The 18,497-nt window shown below is 71.9% G+C and carries 14 protein-coding genes and 1 pseudogene; 8 read left to right on the plus strand and 7 right to left on the minus strand.

The window, feature by feature from the left end; translation table 11 throughout:
* Positions 1 to 7: 7 nt before the first annotated feature.
* On the plus strand, positions 8 to 2,089 hold the full coding sequence (locus tag V2W30_RS18000) for a hypothetical protein (RefSeq protein WP_338697829.1): 2,082 nt from the start codon (positions 8 to 10) through the stop codon (positions 2,087 to 2,089).
* Positions 2,090 to 2,179: 90 nt separating this feature from the next.
* A complete protein-coding gene (locus V2W30_RS18005) occupies positions 2,180 to 3,562 on the plus strand; it encodes a trehalose-6-phosphate synthase (RefSeq protein ID WP_338697831.1) in 1,383 nt (460 codons plus the stop codon).
* Between the two features lie 96 nt (positions 3,563 to 3,658).
* Here V2W30_RS18005 and otsB read toward each other — a convergent pair whose 3' ends face one another.
* From otsB to V2W30_RS18020, 3 genes are read right to left on the minus strand one after another with little or no spacing between them, the layout of a single operon-like run.
* Complete coding sequence (gene otsB / locus V2W30_RS18010) at positions 3,659 to 4,492, minus strand: trehalose-phosphatase (RefSeq protein WP_338697833.1); 834 nt, start codon at positions 4,490 to 4,492, stop codon at positions 3,659 to 3,661.
* Between the two features lie 32 nt (positions 4,493 to 4,524).
* Complete coding sequence (locus V2W30_RS18015; RefSeq protein ID WP_338697834.1) at positions 4,525 to 4,761, minus strand: DUF3263 domain-containing protein; 237 nt, start codon at positions 4,759 to 4,761, stop codon at positions 4,525 to 4,527.
* 10 nt (positions 4,762 to 4,771) lie between these two features.
* A complete protein-coding gene (locus tag V2W30_RS18020; RefSeq protein WP_338697835.1) occupies positions 4,772 to 6,040 on the minus strand; it encodes an ABC transporter substrate-binding protein in 1,269 nt (422 codons plus the stop codon).
* 196 nt (positions 6,041 to 6,236) lie between these two features.
* On the opposite strand from V2W30_RS18020, the pseudogene V2W30_RS18025 reads away from it, so the two are divergent.
* From V2W30_RS18025 to V2W30_RS18035, 3 genes and pseudogenes are all read left to right on the plus strand, one after another.
* Positions 6,237 to 7,189 (plus strand): annotated as a pseudogene (locus V2W30_RS18025) (ROK family protein).
* Complete coding sequence (nagA, locus tag V2W30_RS18030; RefSeq protein ID WP_338697837.1) at positions 7,189 to 8,325, plus strand: N-acetylglucosamine-6-phosphate deacetylase; 1,137 nt, start codon at positions 7,189 to 7,191, stop codon at positions 8,323 to 8,325. The pseudogene V2W30_RS18025 and the gene nagA overlap by 1 nt, the downstream one beginning before the upstream one ends.
* 125 nt (positions 8,326 to 8,450) lie before the next feature.
* Positions 8,451 to 9,380, plus strand: coding sequence for a 1-phosphofructokinase family hexose kinase (locus tag V2W30_RS18035; RefSeq protein WP_338697838.1), 930 nt, complete (start codon positions 8,451 to 8,453; stop codon positions 9,378 to 9,380).
* A gap of 15 nt (positions 9,381 to 9,395) precedes the next feature.
* Here V2W30_RS18035 and V2W30_RS18040 read toward each other — a convergent pair whose 3' ends face one another.
* On the minus strand, positions 9,396 to 10,355 hold the full coding sequence (locus tag V2W30_RS18040; protein WP_338697840.1) for a carbohydrate-binding protein: 960 nt from the start codon (positions 10,353 to 10,355) through the stop codon (positions 9,396 to 9,398).
* A gap of 112 nt (positions 10,356 to 10,467) precedes the next feature.
* Positions 10,468 to 12,153, minus strand: a complete 1,686-nt coding sequence (gene cdgB, locus V2W30_RS18045) for a diguanylate cyclase CdgB (protein WP_338697842.1) — start codon at positions 12,151 to 12,153, stop codon at positions 10,468 to 10,470.
* A gap of 374 nt (positions 12,154 to 12,527) precedes the next feature.
* On the opposite strand from cdgB, the gene V2W30_RS18050 reads away from it, so the two are divergent.
* Complete coding sequence (locus V2W30_RS18050) at positions 12,528 to 13,115, plus strand: flavin reductase family protein (RefSeq protein ID WP_338697844.1); 588 nt, start codon at positions 12,528 to 12,530, stop codon at positions 13,113 to 13,115.
* 69 nt (positions 13,116 to 13,184) lie between these two features.
* Here the strand turns inward: V2W30_RS18050 and arfB are convergent, their stop codons facing one another.
* Positions 13,185 to 13,610: an alternative ribosome rescue aminoacyl-tRNA hydrolase ArfB gene (gene arfB / locus V2W30_RS18055; protein ID WP_338697846.1), complete on the minus strand. Its 426-nt coding sequence runs from the start codon at positions 13,608 to 13,610 to the stop codon at positions 13,185 to 13,187.
* A gap of 201 nt (positions 13,611 to 13,811) precedes the next feature.
* On the opposite strand from arfB, the gene V2W30_RS18060 reads away from it, so the two are divergent.
* Both V2W30_RS18060 and V2W30_RS18065 read left to right on the plus strand, forming a co-directional pair.
* The gene (locus tag V2W30_RS18060; protein ID WP_338697847.1) at positions 13,812 to 14,387 is read left to right on the plus strand and encodes a TerD family protein; all 576 of its coding nucleotides are present in this window, start codon (positions 13,812 to 13,814) and stop codon (positions 14,385 to 14,387) included.
* Between the two features lie 1,072 nt (positions 14,388 to 15,459).
* Positions 15,460 to 17,025: a M4 family metallopeptidase gene (locus V2W30_RS18065; protein ID WP_338703665.1), complete on the plus strand. Its 1,566-nt coding sequence runs from the start codon at positions 15,460 to 15,462 to the stop codon at positions 17,023 to 17,025.
* 26 nt (positions 17,026 to 17,051) lie between these two features.
* On the opposite strand, the gene V2W30_RS18070 is transcribed toward V2W30_RS18065, so the two are convergent.
* The gene (locus V2W30_RS18070; RefSeq protein WP_338697848.1) at positions 17,052 to 18,455 is read right to left on the minus strand and encodes a M1 family metallopeptidase; all 1,404 of its coding nucleotides are present in this window, start codon (positions 18,453 to 18,455) and stop codon (positions 17,052 to 17,054) included.
* Positions 18,456 to 18,497 lie beyond the last annotated feature (42 nt).

Genomic DNA, 18,497 nt, shown 5'->3' on the forward strand with positions numbered 1-18,497 from the left:
GCCCTTTATGTGGTTCAGACAGCTCAAGGGCACCGCGGCCTTCGCCGCCACGGCCGCACTCGCGGGTTCGCTGATCGGTGCCGCCGCGGTCCCGGCCGCGGCGGACGTCGTCTCCCCCTTCGCCAAGCGCTACGACGAGTCGATCTACGGCGACTTCACGACCATCGGCAACACCGTGATGGGCTGTCCGACGACCGCCGACGACATGCCCGCACGCTGCGCCGTCGCCGCGAACGGCGAGGGCAAGGACAACAACAACACCTTCGTCATGGAGCGGATCAACCGGGCGGGGACGACCGACGGCTACGGGTCGAGCACCGGCCGGGTCACCGTCCCGCCCGGCGCGAAGGTCGCCTACGCCCGCCTCTTCTTCGGCGGCAACGACGGCACGTACAAGGGCCCCAGCGGCGCCCAGCTCAAGCGCTGCGACATCTCCGGCGCGGACGTGCAGCCCTCCCCCGGCGACCCGCTCGCCGCGGTCCCGGTGGTCGGCGTGAACGGCACGGCGCCGAGCGAGGTCACCCCGCGGAACCTGGTGCGGGACCCGGCGAGCACCAGCGGCCCGCACTACTACACCGGCGAGGCCGACGTCACGAACCTGTTCAGCGGGGTCACCGGGACCGGCGCCCCGATCCCCGTCGCCGTCGGCGACATCTGGGCGCCGACCGGCAAGGGCTGCGTCGCGGGCTGGTCGATGACCGTCGTCTACAAGTACGACGCGCCGAACGACGACTACGCGCCCGACCGCCGCAACGTGTACATCTACGGCGGCCACGTCCTCCAGCGCTCCACGTCAGCGGCCACCACGGTCACCGTCGACGGCTTCTACCGGACCTCGGGCAGGCCCCGGGCGAGCGTCACCGCGTACGAGGGCGACTGGAACACCCCCGGCGACAGGTTCGCGGTCGGCGGGCAGAACATCACCGAGACGCACACCGGCAACACCAACAACTTCTTCATCTCCGAGGACGACGGTGCCCTCGACCCGAAGATGCGCAACAACCTGAGCATCGACGCGAAGGAGTTCGACGTCTCGGGCGGCGCCACCCGGGCCGCCGTCCAGGCGGAACCGATCCCGGTCGGCGCGACCTCGACCACGCTGAGCTTCTCCACCAAGGGCGACACCTACGTCCCCTCCGCGTTCGCGCTGTCCGTCCCGGTGCCCGACCTGGAGATCACCAAGACGGCGAGCCCGAGCCAGGTGCGGCCGGGCGACACGGTGACGTACACGGTCGCGGCCCACAACATCAGCAAGCTGGACTACCCGAACGCCAAGTTCACCGACGACCTCGGCGAGAACCTCGACGACGCGACGTACAACGGCGACGCGAAGGCGAGCGTCGGAGACGTCTCCTACACCGCTCCGAAGATCAGCTACACCGGTGACATCCCGGCCGGTGAGACGGCCACCATCACGTACTCGGTGAAGATCAACGACCCGGTCAGCGGCGACGGCAGGCTCACCAACAACATCGTCGCCGACACCCCCCGCACCAACTGCGAGGACGGCTCCACGGACCCGAAGTGCGGCATCGCGCCCGTCGTCGAGGAGCCGCCCGCGCCCACCCCGGGCCTGGAGATCGTCCACCAGCCGCAGACGCCGTCCGCGCCCCCGTGCGCGACGGTCAAGGACACCATCACGGTCCGCAACACCGGCGACCGGCCGCGCGCGGACGCCACGATCTCCTGGCCCGCGAAGAACTTCACCGGCACCCCGACCGCCTCGTCGGGCACCCTCACCAGGAAGGGCTCGGCCTTCTTCTGGACCGGCGACGTGCCCGCCCACGGCAAGGTCGTGATCAAGGGCGCCGTGAAGATCTCCTGCACCCCCGGCGCCGTCACCGTGATCCCGGTGACCGGCGAGGTGTCGCACACCAACTGCGCCGCCCGCTCCCGCGGCGGCGACGACCCGTGCACCGCGGTCGTCGTCACCGAGCGCCGACAGGCCAGGCCCGTGCCGCCGGCCTCCGGCGAGGAGCTGGCCGAGACCGGTTCCGGCTCGCACACGCTGCTCTACGGCGGGCTCGCCGTGTCGCTGTGCGGACTCGGCGCCCTGGTCCTCGCGGCGGTCCGCGGCCGCAAGGACTGACCCCCTCCCGCAGGGCGTTGTATACGGCCGGGCTCCTGATGGAGCCCGGCCGTACGTTTGAGCGTTTCCGGGGTGGGCTAGTTTCGGCTTATGGCTTCCACGCATGGTGCTGCTGAGGTTCTCGTCGCGTCCAACCGCGGCCCCGTCTCCTACGCGGTCGGCGACGACGGATCGATCGAGACGAAGCGCGGCGGAGGCGGACTCGTCTCCGCCCTGAGCGTCGTCGACGACAAACTGTGGGTGTGCGCAGCCCTCGACGACGGCGACCGCGAGGCGGTGCGCCGCGGGGTCGCCGAGCCGGGCGTGCGGATGCTGGACATCGACGCCGACGTGTACGCGGACGCGTACAACGGGGTCGCGAACTCGGTGCTGTGGTTCGTGCACCACATGCTCTACCAGACGCCTCTGGAGCCGTCGTTCGGCACGGACTTCCGCCGCCGCTGGGCGTCGTACGAGGCGTACAACCGGGCCTTGGCGCAGGCGCTCGCGCAGGAGGCGGCGCCGGGCGCGACGGTCGTCGTCCAGGACTACCACCTGGCGCTGGTCCCGGGGATGCTGCGCGAGCTGCGGGACGATCTGCGGATCGGCCACTTCTCGCACACGCCGTGGGCGCCCGTCGACTACTTCCGGATGCTGCCCGACGACATCGCCGAGCAGCTGCTGCGCGGGATGCTGGGCGCGGACCGGCTGGCCTTTCTGACCCGCCGCTGGGCGGACGCCTTCACCGACTGCTGTACGCGGATCCTCGGGGGCACGTCCGGCACCCGGATCGGCGTGCACGGGCTCGGCGCCGACGCGGACTTCCTGCGCGAGCGGGCGCACCGCGACGACGTCGGGGAGCGGCTCACGGCGCTGCGCGAGCAGGTGGGCGAGGACCGCAAGGTGATCGTGCGGGTCGACCGCACGGAGCTGTCGAAGAACATCGTGCGCGGCCTGCACGCCTTCGAACTCCTCCTGGAGACCCGCCCCGAGTGGCGCGAGAAGGTCGTCCACGTGGCGTTCGCGTACCCGTCGCGGCAGGACCTCGCGGTGTACCGGGACTACACGGCCGAGGTGTCGCGGGTGGCGCAGGCCATCAACTCCCGCTTCGGTACGGAGGGTTGGACGCCGGTGATCCTCCATGTGAAGGACGACTTCGCGCGCTCCCTCGCGGCGTACCGGCTCGCGGACGTGGCGCTGGTGAACCCGATCAGGGACGGCATGAACCTGGTCGCGAAGGAGGTCCCGGTGGTCTCCGACGACGGCTGCGTCCTGGTGCTCTCGCGGGAGGCGGGGGCGTACGAGGAACTGGGCGAGGACGCGCTCGTCGTCAACCCGTACGACGTGACGGGGACCGCGGCCGCGCTGGGCGCCGCGCTGGCCATGCCGGAGGACGAGCGGGCGCAGCGCACGAAGCGGCTGGCCGGCGCGGCGACCGCGCTGCCCCCGGGGCAGTGGTTCCTGGACCAGCTGGAGGCCCTGAAGGCGGAGTAGGCGCCGGGCCCCGGCGCCCTTGCCGGTGGGGATGCGTCGGCGGGTGCCGCGCCGTGGTGACTGGTCGCGCGGCGCCCCGCGCCCCGTGCGCCCGCCCTACCGGGCCAGATCGCGCAGCAGACCCACCACGGCCGCGGGACCGTCGAGGACCAGGTCCGCGCGCTCCGCCAGCTCCGTGATCACCGTGTCCGCCGCCACGAGCAGGCCGGGCACCCCGTCCGAGCGGAGCTTCTCGACCGCCGCGAACGCCGGGAGGTCGCCGAGGTCGTCACCCGCGTAGAGCACCGACTCGGCACCGATCTCGCGGACGTACTCGGTGAGTGCCACGCCCTTGTCCACGCCCGGCGGGCGCAGCTCCAGGACCATGCGGCCGGGCTCGACCACCAGGCCGTGCCGCGCCGCGAGGTCGGACAGCGGGCGGCGGAGCGTCTCGAACGCCCCCTGCGGGTCGGACGCGCGGCGGGTGTGGACCGCCACGGCGCGGCCCTTCTCCTCGACGTACGTGTCGTGCCAGAGGTGCAGGTCGGCCAGGACGCCGGGGAGCTCGGAGCGGACCGCGGCGACCCCGGGGTGCGGGGCGGGCGCGTGCACCGTGCCCGTGACGGCGTCCCAGCGCTCGGCGCCGTAGTGGCCGAGGACCACGAGGTGTTCGAGGCCGGGCACCCCCGCGAAGCCGCCGTGGCGGACGGCGACGCCCGCGGGCCGGCCGGTGATCACCGCGATGGAGGCCACCCGCGGCGCGAGCGCGGCGAGCGCGGCGACGGCGTCCGGGTGCGCGCGGGCCTGATCGGGGTCCGGCACGATCGGCGCCAGGGTCCCGTCGAAGTCCAGGGCGATGACGGCGCGGTCCGGGCGGGCGACGATGGCGGCGAGGCCGTCCCGTCCGGCGGCCGTGCGCGGGCTCATGAGGTGGTCATGATGACTGGCCATGCGACGACGATAGCCCCGTCGGGGGAACGGGGTCAGCGCAGACCGCGCCGGTCCTCACGGACCCGCCGCAACCGGTTCACCGTCACGGGCGCCTCCTCCAGCGCCCGGGGATCGTCCAGCAGCGCGTTCAGGAGCTGGTAGTAGCGGACCGGCGCCAGGTCGAGCTCCTCGCGGATGGCCCGCTCCTTCGCGCCCGGTGACGCGAAACCGCGGCCCTCGAACGCGAGCAGCGCGCGCTCGCGCGCGCCCAGAGGGGGTCGTGGGTCCATGCCCGTCACGCTACTCGGCGGCTTCCGCGGCCGCCGCGGAGTTCTGGATCCCGCCGAGGACGGCCGCCGCGCTGACGTCGCCCGAGACGGCCGTGCCGATCTGCGCCTTGATGTCGGCGCTGACCTGCGGCCACGACGTCTTGTTCGCCGGGTAGAACGTGGCGCCGCTGAGCTCGTCGATGAACGGCCGGATGTCCTTGTCGCGGGCCGACGACGCCATCGTCTCGGACGCCGAGACGGTCACCGGGGCGAGGGTGTACTCGCGGGAGAACGCGAGGACGTTCTTCTCGCTGTACACGTAGTCGAGGAAGTCGCCGACCTGGTCGGGGTGGCCGCCCTGCTTGAACGCCATCATCCAGTCGTTCACGCCCATCGTGGACCTGGGCGTGCCGTCGGGGCCGGGGATGGCGACATCGCCGTAGTCGAGCTTCTTCGCCTTGGCCATGTTCATCAGCGTGGGGTGCCCGGCGAGCATGCCGACCTGGCCGGCGGCGAACGCCTGGAAGGCCGGGGTCCGGTTGAGCTTGGCGGGGGTGACGGGGCCGGTGAGGCCCGCGTCGACCAGGTCCTTCTTGAGCCAGTCGACGGCCGCGATGTTCCGCTTGTCGTCGATGGCGTAGCCGCCGACGTCGTCGATGTAGCCGCCGCCGTTGCTCAGCGTCCAGATCAGCGTCTCGGCCTGCGCCTCTTCCTTGCCGAGCGGCAGCGCGAAGGGGTAGCGCACGCCCTGCGCCTTGAGCGCGCGGGCGTCGGCGACCAGCTGCGACCAGGTCTTCGGCGGCTCGATGTCGGCCTTCTCGAAGAGCGTCTTGTTGTAGAAGAGGCGGCGCGTGGAGGCGGCGAACGGCAGCCCGTACTGCACGCCGTCGACCTGGCTGGCGTCGCGCGTCTCGCTCAGGAAGTCGGCCTGGACGGGTATGGAGAGCAGCCGGTCGGCGGAGTAGAGCTTGCCCGCGGCGGCGTAGTCGGCGTACGCGCCGATCTGCGCCATGTCGGGGGCCTTGCCCGCGTCGACCATCTCCTTGACCTTGTCGTCGACGACGTCCCACGAGTAGACGTCGACGTCGACCTTGATGCCCGGGTGGTCCTTCTCGAAGGCCGCGGTCAGTTCGTCCCAGTACTTCTGGGAGCCATTGGCCGAGGAGTCGCCGTAGTCGGCGGCGACCAGCTTGAGCGTCACATCGTCGGAACCGCCGCTTCCGCAGCCCGTCACCAGCGCGGACGTCGCCACGACACCCAGCGCGGCCGCCGCGGTCAGCGCCACCCTCCCCTTGCGCACTGCCGCACCCACCCCTGCCCTGCTCGATCGCCGCGAGGATCTCCCACGGTCGCACAAGGTCTACACCACATGCGGCTCACAGCGGAAACGCACGTTCGACAACCGGTCACACCTCCCCAGGAGCGCCCGCGAGTTGACCATGCTCCTCGCGCAGTGGACTAGACCTCTCAGGGGTGCACGCGCGACACTGTCCCCCGTGAGACATGTCATCGCCCTGGACGTGGGCGGCACCGGAATGAAGGCCGCCCTGGTAGGGGCGGACGGCGCGCTGCTGCACCAGGCGCGCCGGGCCACGGATCGCGAGCGCGGCGCCGACGCGGTCGTCGCGTCGATCCTCGACTTCGCCGCCGAGCTGCGCGCGTACGGCGAGGAGCACCTCGGCGAGCCCGCGGTGGCCGCCGGCGTCGCCGTGCCCGGCGTCGTCGACGAGGCGAACGGGATCGCGCTGTTCGCCGCCAACCTCGGCTGGCGCGACGTCCCCATGCGGGCCCTGCTCAGCGAGCGCCTGGGCGCCATCCCCGTCGCCCTCGGCCACGACGTGCGCACCGGCGGCCTCGGCGAGGGCGGCTCGGCGCGGGCCGGGACGCCGACCGGTTCCTGTTCCTGCCGCTGGGCACCGGGATCGCGGGGGCCATCGGCATCGCGGGCCGCATCGAACCCGGCGCGCACGGCTCCGCGGGCGAGATCGGCCACGTGGTGGTGCGCCCCGGCGGCGTGCCCTGCGGCTGCGGTCAGCGCGGCTGCCTGGAGCGGTACGCGTCCGCGTCCGCGGTCACCCTGGCCTGGCAGGCCGCGAGCGGCGACGAGAAGGCCACCGCGGCGGACTGCGCGCGGGCCGTGGACGCCGGGGACCCGATGGCCGCCAAGGTCTGGCAGGACGCCGTGGACGCGCTCGCCGACGGCCTGGTCATGGCGCTCACTCTGCTGGACCCGCGCACGCTGATCATCGGTGGCGGTCTCGCCGAGGCCGGGGAAACCTTGTTCACACCACTGCGGGCGGCCGTCGCGGAGCGCGTGACGTTCCAGTCGCTTCCCTCGATCGTCCCGGCCGTCCTCGGGGACACCGCCGGATGCCTGGGCGCGGGGCTCCTCGCCTGGGACCTGCTCGACACCACTGGACCCACTGGACCCTCGGAGGTAACCGCCTGATGGCCACAGCAAAGGTGCTCGCCGGCGCCAAGGTGGTACTGCCCACCGGGACCGTCACCGACGGACGCGTCATCGTCGACGGCAGAAGAATCGCCGGGAGCGCTCCCGCGGACGCCGCGGTCGTCGACCTCTCCGGCCACTGGGTGGTGCCCGGCTTCGTCGACATGCACAACCACGGCGGCGGCGGCGCGTCCTTCACCTCCGGCACCGTCGAGGAGATCCTCAAGGGCGTCCACACCCACCGGCTGCACGGCACGACGACGGTCGTCACCTCCTTCGTCACCGGCGAGATGGACTTCCTGACCCAGCGCGCGGGCCTGCTCTCCGAGCTGGCCGAGCAGGGCGAGATCGCCGGCATCCACTTCGAGGGCCCGTTCATCTCGCCGTGCCGCAAGGGCGCCCACGACGAGACGCTGCTGCGCGACCCCGACCCGGCCGAGGTCCGCAAGCTGATCGACGCCGCGCGCGGCCGCGCCAAGATGGTCACGCTCGCCACCGAACTGCCCGGCGGCGTCGACTCCGTACGGCTGCTCGCCGAGCACGGCGTGATCGCCGCGATCGGCCACACCGACGCGACGTACGAGCAGACGGTGCAGGCCATCGACGCCGGCGCCACGGTCGCCACCCACCTCTACAACGCGATGCCGGCCCTCGGCCACCGCGCGCCCGGCCCGATCGCCGCGCTCCTGGAGGACGACCGGATCACCGTCGAGCTGATCAACGACGGCACGCATCTGCACCCCGCCGCCCTCGAACTGGCCTTCCACCACAAGGGCGGTGACAAGGTCGCCTTCATCACGGACGCGATGGACGCCGCCGGGTTCGGCGACGGGCGCTACATGCTCGGCCCGCTGGAGGTCGAGGTGAAGGACAGCGTGGCGCGGCTCGTCGAGGGCGGCTCCATCGCGGGCTCCACGCTCACCCTGGACCGGGCGTTCAAGCGGGCGGCCACGATCGACGGGCTGCCGGTCGAGGACATCGTCAGCGCGATCTCCGCCAACCCCGCCAAGCTCCTGGGGATCTACGACACCGTGGGCTCGCTCGACCCCGGCAAGGACGCTGATCTGGTCGTCCTGGACGAGGAGTTCGAGCTCAAGGGCGTGATGCGCCAGGGCGAGTGGATCGTCCAGCCGTAACTCCCTTGCCGGCCAGGTGCCGGTCGGGTGCCGGTCAGGGCGGTTGGTCCGAGGTCTGGGCCAACCGCCCTGACTTTGGCATGATCGGCCCCCGTTACCGAAAGTACGTAAGGGGGAGGGGCCAGGTGATCCTCACCGTCACGCTGAACACCGCGCTCGACATCACCTACCGGGTCAAGGCGCTGCGCCCGCACGCCTCGCACCGCGTCACCGAGGTCACCGAACGGCCCGGCGGCAAGGGCCTGAACGTGGCCAGGGTGCTCGCCGCGCTCGGCCACGAGGTGACCGTCACGGGCTTCGTGGGCGGCGCGACGGGACGCTCGCTCCAGGACCGGCTCCGCGACGCCGAGGGGATGTCGGACGCCCTCGTCCCCGTCAACGGTTCGACCCGTCGCACGGTCGCCGTCGTCGACACCTCGACCGGCGACACGACCCAGCTGAACGAGCCGGGCCCGCTGATCTCACCGGCCGAGTGGTCGGCCTTCCAGGAGGCGTACGAGCACCTGCTGCGCTCCGCGTCCGCGGTGGCCCTGTGCGGCAGCCTGCCCCCGGGCGTCCCGGTCGGCGCGTACGCGACGCTCGTACGGGCGGCCAGGGCGGCGTCCGTGCCGGTGCTGCTCGACACCAGTGGCGAACCGCTGCGGCGCGGTGTCGCGGCCCGCCCCGACATGGTCAAGCCGAACGCGGACGAGCTGGCCGAACTCACCGGCTCCCACGAGCCGTTGCAGGCCATGAAGGACGCCCGCAGGCGCGGCGCGCACGCCGTGGTGGCCTCGCTCGGCGCCAAGGGGCTGTGCGCCCTGACCCCGGACGGCGAGTGGCGGGCCCCGGCCCCCGACCGGCTGGCCGGCAACCCGACGGGCGCCGGCGACTCGGCGGTCGCGGGACTGCTCTCCGGCCACGCGGAGCGCCTGCCGTGGCCCGACCGGCTGGCCCGCGCGGTCGCCCTGTCGGCGGCCACGGTGGTCTCACCGGTGGCCGGCGAGTTCGACCGGCCGACCTACGAGGACCTGGTCGGCCGGGTCACGGTCGCCGAACGACTCGGGGCGGCCTAGGCCCGGCCGGACGGCTCAGCCGTTCCCGCCGGTCAGCCACATCTGGTCGAGGTTCGCGTCGCACGTGTTGCCCTGCTCGCAGGAGACCGTGATCGCGTTCGTCCCCTTGGTGAGCTGGACGATGGCCCAGGTGTTGGTCCAGCCCTTCTCCCAGTCGCCTTCACCGGCACCGGCGAAGTTCTTCATGTTCAGGGGGCGGGACTGCTTCGTGCCGTTGACGTTGATCGTGGCGTCGGAGTCCTTGCCGGGCACGCCGTAGTTGACGTACAGGCGGTACTGGCCGTCCTTGGGGATGTCGTTGACGGTCCAGGTGACGCTCGCGCCGACCTTGTCGAACCCCGCGACGTACACACCGCCCGCCGCCTTCGCGCCCTTCACGTCGGAGGCCACGGCGGTGCCACCGGCGAGCTTGAGGGTCTTCGCGTCCGTCTTCGGCAGGTCGACCGGGTCGGCCGCGGCCGACTTCGACGGGGTCTGGCTGGGCTTCACCGTCTGCGAGTCGCTCGACGGCGTGGCTCCGGCCTCGCCGCCCTTGTCGTCGCTCGAGTCGTTGCTGAGCATGGCCACGCTGATGCCGATGACGACGGCCGCGACCACCGCGACCGCGCCGATGAGCAGCGCCTTGGTGTTCGGACCACGCCCGCCGGAGCCCCGGCCGCGCGACGGCGCCTGCGGCGGACCCGGCTGGGTGGGCACGCCACCACCGGCCAGCGTCTCGGGCGCCTGGTAGTACGTGTTCGGCTGCTGATACGCCTGGGTCGGCTGGGTCGGCTGCGCGGGCTGCTGCCCGTACTGGCGCTCGCCGACCGCGCGGACCTGGTTGTACGAACGGGGTGTACGGGGATTCGGGTAGCCGTAGCCGCCGCCCCCACCGCTGGGCGGGGTCGCCCCGGCCGCCTGTCCGTCGGCGTACAGATAGCCGAACGGATCGTCGTCCTCGGGCGTGGTGCTCGCGCCGTTGTTGCCGGGCGCCATCCCTGATCACTCCCTACACGTTTGCTTACCGGGGCGAGCGTACCCGCTGCGAGTCACCCCAAGGAGTGGCCTTGACCTCACCGAGACCGGGGAACCGCGGTGCCGGGCACGGTCAGCCGGCGCGCCTGTGCTGCTTGGCACGCGATCTTTTCTCTATGTACATCCGCTGGTCAGCGGAGCTCAGGACCTCGTCGGCGGTCATCCCGCAGTGGGCCCAGCCGATGCCGAAACTGGCGCCGACGCGCACCGCGCGGCCGTCCACCCGAATCGGCGGAATGATGGCGTTCCGCAACCTGACGGCGAGGTCCTGGGCGTCGGCCCGGCCGAGTCCGTCGGCGAGCACCACGAACTCGTCGCCGCCGAGCCGGGCGACCGTGTCGCCGTCCCGCACCACGCTGGTCAGGCGCCGGGCGACCTCGATGAGGACCGCGTCGCCCGCGTTGTGCCCGAACCGGTCGTTGATCGACTTGAAGCCGTCGAGGTCGCAGAAGAGGACGGCGAGGCCCTTGGTGCCGTCGTCCGCGCCCGAGTCGTCACCGCCGGGTGCCGCCACGTGCACATGGTGGTCGAAGCCGTCGAGCCCGTCGTAGAGGCCGGAGCCGTGGACGGCGGCGAAGTCGAAGCCGTGCCCGTTGGAGTCCGTGGCCGCGAGGGCGCCGTGGTCCCCGTACGCCGCGTCCAGCGAGTCGACGGCGCTCGGCCTGGCCTCCCGGGGGCGCCGGCAGAGCCGGGCGGAGAGGCGGGAGCGCAGCTCGGCCGAGTTCGGCAGGCCGGTCAGGGAGTCGTGCGAGGCGCGGTGGGCGAGCTGGAGCTCGCGGCGCTTGCGCTCCTCTATGTCCTCGACGTGCGTGAGCAGGAAGCGCGGCCCGTCGGCGGCGTCCGCCACCACGGAGTTGCGCAGGCTGACCCAGACGTACGTGTTGTCGCGCCGCCCGAGCCGCAGCTCGGCGCGGCCGCCCTCGGCGGAGGTGCGCAGCAGGGTGCCTATGTCCTCGGGGTGGACGAGGTCGGAGAAGGAGTAGCGCCGCATCGCGGAGGCGGGCCGGCCCAGGAGGCGGCACAGCGCGTCGTTGGTCCGCAGGATCCGGCCGTGCTGGTCCCCGCCCATCTCGGCGATGGCCATCCCGGAGGGCGCGTACTCGAAGGCCTGGCGGAAGCTCTCCTCGCTGGCGCGCAGGGCCTGCTGCTCGCGCTCCAGGCGGACGAGGGCGCGCTGCATGTTGGCGCGCAGCCGGGCGTTGCTGATCGCGATCGCGGCCTGGAAGGCGTACATCTGAAGGGCTTCACGGCCCCAGGCGCCCGGCCTGCGTCCGTTGCGCGGGCGGTCGACGGATATGACGCCGAGCAGCTCGCCGCCGGAGGCGCCGGTCGCGAACATCGGGGCGAAGAGCCGGTCGGAGGGGTGCCACTCGTCGTCGAACCGGGGCGGCGGCCCGTCGGTGAACCACTGCGGCACGTCGTCCTCGTCGAGGATCCAGCCCTCGGTGTACGGGATGAAGCGCAGCTCGCCCCAGCGCTCGCCCATGTTCAGGCGGCGGTCCCAGGAGGCGCGGGAGCCGACCCGGCCGGTGATCAGGGCTTCGGCGGCGGAGTTCCCCGCGAAGGCGGCGACGACCAGGTCTCCGTCGGGGCGTACGAGATTGACGCAGGCCAGCTCGTAACCGAGCCCGTTGACGACACCGTCGGCGACGGTCTGCAAGGTGTCGGCCAGACTGCGGGCGGTGTTCATGTCCGCCATGACCTGGTGCAGCTGACGCAGGGTCGCAAGACGGACGTAGGGCTCCGACTCGGTCTCCATGCTCAGTTCTCCCCGAGACCTCGACAGCACTCCAGAATTCTGATCGGCTCTGTTCTCACTCGCACGTGCAGCAGCACGTTCATCTCGCAGTGTCGTCCGCCACTGAATCACAGCGCGCTGCCCACCCGGTACACAGGGTCAACAAAATATGGCCCCTGTGACTCAAGTCACAGCAGGTTATGGAGGGTTGGGGCGGCTTTCCGTGCGGAGTCTGTGCGTTTGCTGAACGCGGGCGGTGACGGAACCCCGGGGCCGGACCCCGATCGGGCCTTGGCGGGCCTTGGCGGGCGCCGCCGATGGGGCCGGAGTCCTAGGACCGGTCTCGGTCGTCGGCCCGATGCGGAGCGCGTGGACGCGAGGTTAGCGTCTCAGGTGTGTTGAAGACTCCCCCTGCCACTCCCCCCGCCGCTCCCGTCACCCCCGCACCCCGCTCCCCCGGGCATGCTGAGGGGGTGAGCAACGACGATTTCCGCGCAGCCCTGTCCCGCCTCGCCGCCGGCGTCGTCCTGCTGACCGCGCACGAGCCCGCGCTCGACCCCGACGGACCGGTCGGGGAGGACGCCGGGATGACGGCCACCGCGTTCATGTCGGTGTCCCTCGACCCGCCGCTGGTCATGGTGTCGCTGCGCAACAGCTCCCGGATGGACGACCTCCTCGACGACCAGCCCCTGTGGGCCGTCTCGGTCCTCTCCGAGTCCCAGAGCCACATCGCGGGCCGGTTCGCGATGAAGGGCCGCATCAGCGACCGCCTCCTCTTCGAGGACATCCCCTACGTACGCGGTGAGCACACGAACGCCCCGCTGGTCGGCGGGGCGCTGGCGACGCTGGAGTGCCGCACGGAGCAGCGGGTCGTGGCCGGGGACCACACGCTGGTGATCGGGCGGGTGCTCGGCGCGGCGGTGCCGAGCGCGGACGGGGGCCCGCTGACGTACTTCCGCGGGCGCTACCGGCACCTGGGGTAGCCCGTCGGACCGGTCGGATGAGACCGGTGGGACCAGGGGGGACCGGTAGGGCGGGTGGGACCGGTGGGGTTACCAGTCCCGGCCCGTGCGGCCGCGCTTGGTGTCGGAGCGCGCCTTCTTCTCCCGAAGGCGGCGTTCGTTGATCCCCCGGGGGATGCGGGTGGGGCGGCGCTGCTTGGGCGGCGGGGCGCTGGCCTCCGCGAGCAGGGCGGCCAGGCGGGTCGCCGCCGTCTCCCTGTTGCGCCACTGCGAGCGGTGGTCCGAGGCCCGTACGGAGACGACGCCGTCCACCAGACGGGAGGCGAGCCGCTCCAGGGCGCGCGCCTTCCACACCTCGGGCAGCGCCTTCGTGGCGGCCAGGTCGAAGCGGAGCTCCACCTGCGAGTCGCTGGTGTTGACGTGCTGCCCGCCCGGCCCGGACGACCGCGAGAAACGCCAGAGGAGCTCGGCCTCCGGAAGGACGACCGAACCGCGGATGGGATAAGGACCGGACATGCGTCCATGGTCGCGTGTCCGTACGCTCCGCGTCACCCGTATTTCCGGGGCTCCGACCGGCTTCCGGACATCCGGGTAAAGAAAGTAAAGAGACCTGGAACCTGAGGTACCCCTCTCCGCGTTCATACGGGTACGAGTAGCTTCGGCTGCACACGTACATCACGTACGCCGTACTTAAACGAGGGAAGGGACTCCCGAACCATGGCTGTAAGCCTGTCCAAGGGTGGCAACGTCTCGCTCACCAAGGAGGCTCCGGGCCTGACCGCCGTCACCGTGGGCCTCGGCTGGGACGTCCGCACCACCACCGGCACCGACTTCGACCTGGACGCCTCCGCGATCGCGGTGAACACGCAGGGCAAGGTCTACTCGGACGCCCACTTCGTGTTCTTCAACAACAAGCAGACGCCGGACCAGTCCATCGTCCACACCGGTGACAACCGCTCCGGCGAGGGCGCGGGCGACGACGAGGCGATCAACGTCAACCTGGCGGCCCTGCCGGCCGACGTCGACAAGATCGTCTTCCCGGTCTCGATCTACGACGCCGAGACCCGCTCGCAGAACTTCGGCCAGGTGCGCAACGCGTACATCCGCATCGTGAACCAGACCGGTGGCACGGAGATCGCCCGCTACGACCTCTCCGAGGACGCGGCGACGGAGACGGCGATGGTCTTCGGTGAGCTGTACCGCAACGGCGCGGAGTGGAAGTTCCGCGCCGTCGGCCAGGGCTACGCCTCGGGCCTGACGGGCATCGCGCAGGACTTCGGCGTCAACGTCTGAGGTTCGTGAGGCAGTTGGGGCGGCCCTCGGTGTGCGACATGCGCACCGAGGGCCGCGCTTCTTCGCACTCCGCCCCCTCGGCGACGGCTCAAGCGGGAGCCTCCACCGACAGCCCGGCGTCACGTGCGGCGTCGGCGAGCCGCTTGTCGTAGGTGACGAACGACGTGCGGCGTCGGCGAGCCGCTTGTCGTAGGTGACGAACGACGTGCGCCGCGACCCCCTCCGCAGGACTGTCGCCAAGTGCACCGCGTCCGAGCCCCGCACGGTCACGGGCTTCACGGTCTGCGCCAGGACCCGGGTGGCCGCGTCGCGTTCCAGCGGTTCGATGAGATCAAGCACCGGGTGCAGCCTCGTCACCGCCTCCGGGGCGTAGCGGGCCAGGGCACGCGAGGCCTCGATCTCCAGCAGAACAGAGCTCGCCCCCGGTCTCCGCCCGCTCGTCGCGCCACGCACGCAGCGCCTGCGACTCGGCTTCCGCAGGGACGAGCTTCACGACCGCGGCCGTATCGAGAGAGATCATCAGCGCCGGCCTTCGCGATCGCGCGCGATCTCCGCTCCGGCATCGCCCCCGTCCGGCTCCCCTCTCGGCATCCGTGACACCGCCCGCCGCATGGCCGCCGCCCTCTCCTTGCGGAGAGCGGCCTCCCCTACGGCCTGCCGAACAGCGGCGGACCGGGAGTTGGCGTCGCCCGTGAGAACGTCCAGCGCATGTTCCGTCTCGGCATCGCTTCGGAGGGCGACGGTGTCAGCCATGCCGGGCAGGCCACGGAACCCCGCCCCGGATCCCGCTGCTCGATCGCCCCAGGGGCCGGAACGGCCCGACCGTCGTCTCGCACGGCCCTGCCGAGTGGTGCGCAAGGGCGCGAACCGGCCGAGCCCCGTCGATTAACGGACAGCCTCCCGCCCCATCCGGACACGAACCGGCAAAACTTTGACGGCGGCCTGTCAAACGAGGGCTGCCCGGTGTCACTCTCTCCCCGCGCCCCCCACGCACTCTCCGGGTCACCAAGGAGTCCGAGTGAGACACCGCTCTACCGCTCCCCGCCTCGCCGCCCTCGTCGCCTCCGCCGCGATGGTCGTCCTCGGCGTCCAGACGGGCACGTCCGCCAGCGCCGCCGACCGCGCGGAAGGCGCCGCCGCCCTCCCCCTCAGCGCCTCCCAACGGGCCACGGCCCTCAAGGACGCGCAGGCCGACGCCTCCGCCACGGCCGGCCGGCTCGGCCTCGCCGACGGCGAGAAGCTCGTCGCCCGCGACGTCGTCAAGGACGCGGACGGCACCGTCCACACCCGCTACGAGCGGACCTTCGACGGACTGCCCGTCCTCGGCGGTGACCTCGTCGTGCACACCGCGAAGGACGGCGCGCTCAAGGGCTCCACGAAGGCCCGCAAGGGTGCGATATCCGTGGCGTCGACGGACGCCGCGACGAGCACCGCCGCCGCGAAGAAGTCCGCCGTCGCCGCCGACAAGTCCATCAAGGGCGCCGCCGCCGACTCCGTACGGAAGATCGTGTGGGCGGCCGACAAGTCCGCCGCGCCCGTGCTCGCGTACGAGACGGTCGTGACCGGGACCCAGAAGGACGGCACCCCCAGCGAGCTGCACGTCGTCACCGATGCCACCAGCGGCAAGGAGCTGTACCGCTACCAGGCCATCGAGAACGGCACGGGCGTCAGCGAGTACAGCGGCACCGTCGCCGTCGGCAGCACCGCCTCCGCCTCCGGCGGCTTCGACCTGACCGACGGCGGGCGCGGCGGCCACAAGACGTACGACCTCAACGGCGGCACGTCCGGCACCGGCACCCTCTTCCACGACGCCGACGACACCTGGGGCGACGGGACGGTGAGCAACCGGCAGACCGCCGCCGTCGACGCCGCCTACGGAGCCGCCGAGACCTGGGACTTCTACAAGGAAGCCTTCAACCGCAACGGCATCGCCGGTGACGGCAAGGCCGCCTACAGCCGCGTCCACTACGGCAACGCGTACGTCAACGCCTTCTGGAACGACAGCTGCTTCTGCATGACGTACGGGGACGGGATCAGCAACCAGCACCCGCTGACCTCCCTCGACGTCGCCGGGCACGAGATGAGCCACGGCCTCACCGCCGCCACCGCGGGCCTCAAGTACAGCCGCGAGTCCGGTGGTCTGAACGAGGCGACCTCCGACATCTTCGGCACCGCGGTGGAGTTCCACGCCGCCAACTCCGCGGACGTCGGCGACTACCTCATCGGCGAGAAGATCGACATCAACGGCGACGGCACCCCGCTGCGCTACATGGACAAGCCCAGCAAGGACGGCGGGTCCGCCGACTACTGGTCGCGCAGCGTGGGCCGCCTCGACGTGCACTACTCGTCCGGCGTCGCCAACCACTTCTTCTACCTGCTCAGCGAGGGCAGCGGCGCGAAGACCATCAACGGTGTCAGCTACAACTCGCCGACGTACAACGGCTCCTCGGTCACCGGCATCGGCCGGGACAAGGCCCAGCAGATCTGGTACAAGGCGCTGACGACGTACATGACGTCGTCGACGGACTACGCCGCCGCGCGCACCGCCACCCTCCAGGCGGCGTCCGACCTGTACGGCGCGAGCAGCGCCGAACGGGCGGCGGTCGCGGCCGCCTGGACCGGGGTCAACGTGAACTAGCGCGCCGCGTCACATCGGCGGGCGGATCAACGGGACCGCTGCGGCTTGCCTCTGCCGTAGAGCCAGTCCTCCCAGACCCCGGCAAGGGCCTCTTCCTTGCCGGGGTTCCGCTTCTCCACGTATGCCGTGAAGTCGTCCGTGTCCGCGTTCCCGTACCTGTGGTCGGTCGGCCAGCTCCGCAGGAGCTTCGCGAACGCGGCGTCGCCGATCACCTGGCGGACGCGGTGCAGGACCATCGCGCCGCGTTCGTAGACCGGCGCGTCCGAGATGTGCGCGGCGCTGGGCGGGTCGGCGGGCGGGAAGGACCAGACGGCGTCGCTCCCGTCGGTGTCGTAGAGGGCCTCGAAGGTCCGCTGCGCCGTGTCGCCCCCGTGGTCCTCCTCCCACAGCCACTCGGCGTACGTCGCGAAGCCCTCGTTGAGCCACATGTCCTGCCACGACTTCGGGGTGACCGAGTCGCCGTACCACTGGTGCGCCAGCTCGTGGACGAGCAGGCCGATGTCGGGGGCGCCGGGGAAGACCGGGCGGTTCTGCGTCTCCAGGGCGTAGCCCGCGGCGCCGTCGCGGGCGACGATCGCGCCGGTGGAGGAGAACGGGTACGGGCCGAAGTTCTCCGCCTCCCACGCGACGACCTCGGGGAGCCGGCCGAGCACCTTCGCGCTCGCCGCCGCCTCCTGGGGATCGACGGCCGTGTAGACCGGCAGTCCGGAGGGTGTCGTGGACCGGCTCGTCTCGAAACGGCCGATCGCGACCGTCGCCAGATAGCTCGCCATGGGCTGCGGGACGTGCCAGGCGTAGGTCGTCCCCGCGCCGTCGGCGGAGGTCCGCGTACTCTTCGACTCGCCGTTGGAGACGGCCTTCAGGCCCTTGGGGACGGTGACCGTGATGTCGTACGTCGCCTTGTCCGACGGGTGGTGGTTGCCGGGGAACCAGGCCATCGAACCGGTGGGCTCGCCGAGCCCGAGCGCGCCGTCGGGGGTCCGCAGCCAGCCCTCCCGCGAACCGTCCGGGTCGGTGATGGTGGCGGGCTCTCCGGAGTAGCGGACGACGGTGCGGAACGTGGCGCCCCGCCGGAGTTCGTCGTGCGGCCTGACCGTCACCTCGTGCCCGGCGCGGCTGGCCGTGGCGGGCTCGCCGTCGACCGTGACGCTCCGGACCTTCATCCCGGTCAGGTCGAGGTTGAACGCGCTGAGGTCCTTCCCGGCCTTCGCCGTGATGTCGGCGGTGCCGGTCAGGCGGTGCGTGTCGGGGTCGTAGGACAGATCCAGGGCGTAGTGGCCGACGTCGTATCCGCCGTTGCCCAGCTTGGGGAAGTACGGGTCGCGCAGCCCGGCCCTGCCCGGGGTGCCGTGGACGCCGCCGTCGCAGGCGGTGAGGGCGGCGAGGACGGCGAGGGCCGGGAGGGCCACGAGGAGGCGGGGGGTGCGCACCTCGTGATCCTATGACCGCTTATGCCCGGGGGGCGGGTCCGC

The organism is Streptomyces sp. Q6 (genome assembly GCF_036967205.1).
GTDB lineage: Bacteria > Actinomycetota > Actinomycetes > Streptomycetales > Streptomycetaceae > Streptomyces > Streptomyces citrinus.

Bases quoted from the DNA above. Each gene is read 5' to 3' on its own strand.
- V2W30_RS18000 (WP_338697829.1), top strand. From the start codon at position 8: ATGTGGTTCAGACAGCTCAAGGGCACCGCGGCCTTCGCCGCCACGGCC.
- V2W30_RS18005 (WP_338697831.1), top strand. From the start codon at position 2,180: ATGGCTTCCACGCATGGTGCTGCTGAGGTTCTCGTCGCGTCCAACCGC.
- V2W30_RS18015 (WP_338697834.1), bottom strand. From the start codon at position 4,761: ATGGACCCACGACCCCCTCTGGGCGCGCGCGAGCGCGCGCTGCTCGCG.
- otsB (WP_338697833.1), bottom strand. From the start codon at position 4,492: ATGGCCAGTCATCATGACCACCTCATGAGCCCGCGCACGGCCGCCGGA.
- V2W30_RS18060 (WP_338697847.1), top strand. From the start codon at position 13,812: ATGGCTGTAAGCCTGTCCAAGGGTGGCAACGTCTCGCTCACCAAGGAG.
- arfB (WP_338697846.1), bottom strand. From the start codon at position 13,610: ATGTCCGGTCCTTATCCCATCCGCGGTTCGGTCGTCCTTCCGGAGGCC.
- nagA (WP_338697837.1), top strand. From the start codon at position 7,189: ATGGCCACAGCAAAGGTGCTCGCCGGCGCCAAGGTGGTACTGCCCACC.
- V2W30_RS18065 (WP_338703665.1), top strand. From the start codon at position 15,460: ATGGTCGTCCTCGGCGTCCAGACGGGCACGTCCGCCAGCGCCGCCGAC.
- V2W30_RS18040 (WP_338697840.1), bottom strand. From the start codon at position 10,355: ATGGCGCCCGGCAACAACGGCGCGAGCACCACGCCCGAGGACGACGAT.
- cdgB (WP_338697842.1), bottom strand. From the start codon at position 12,153: ATGGAGACCGAGTCGGAGCCCTACGTCCGTCTTGCGACCCTGCGTCAG.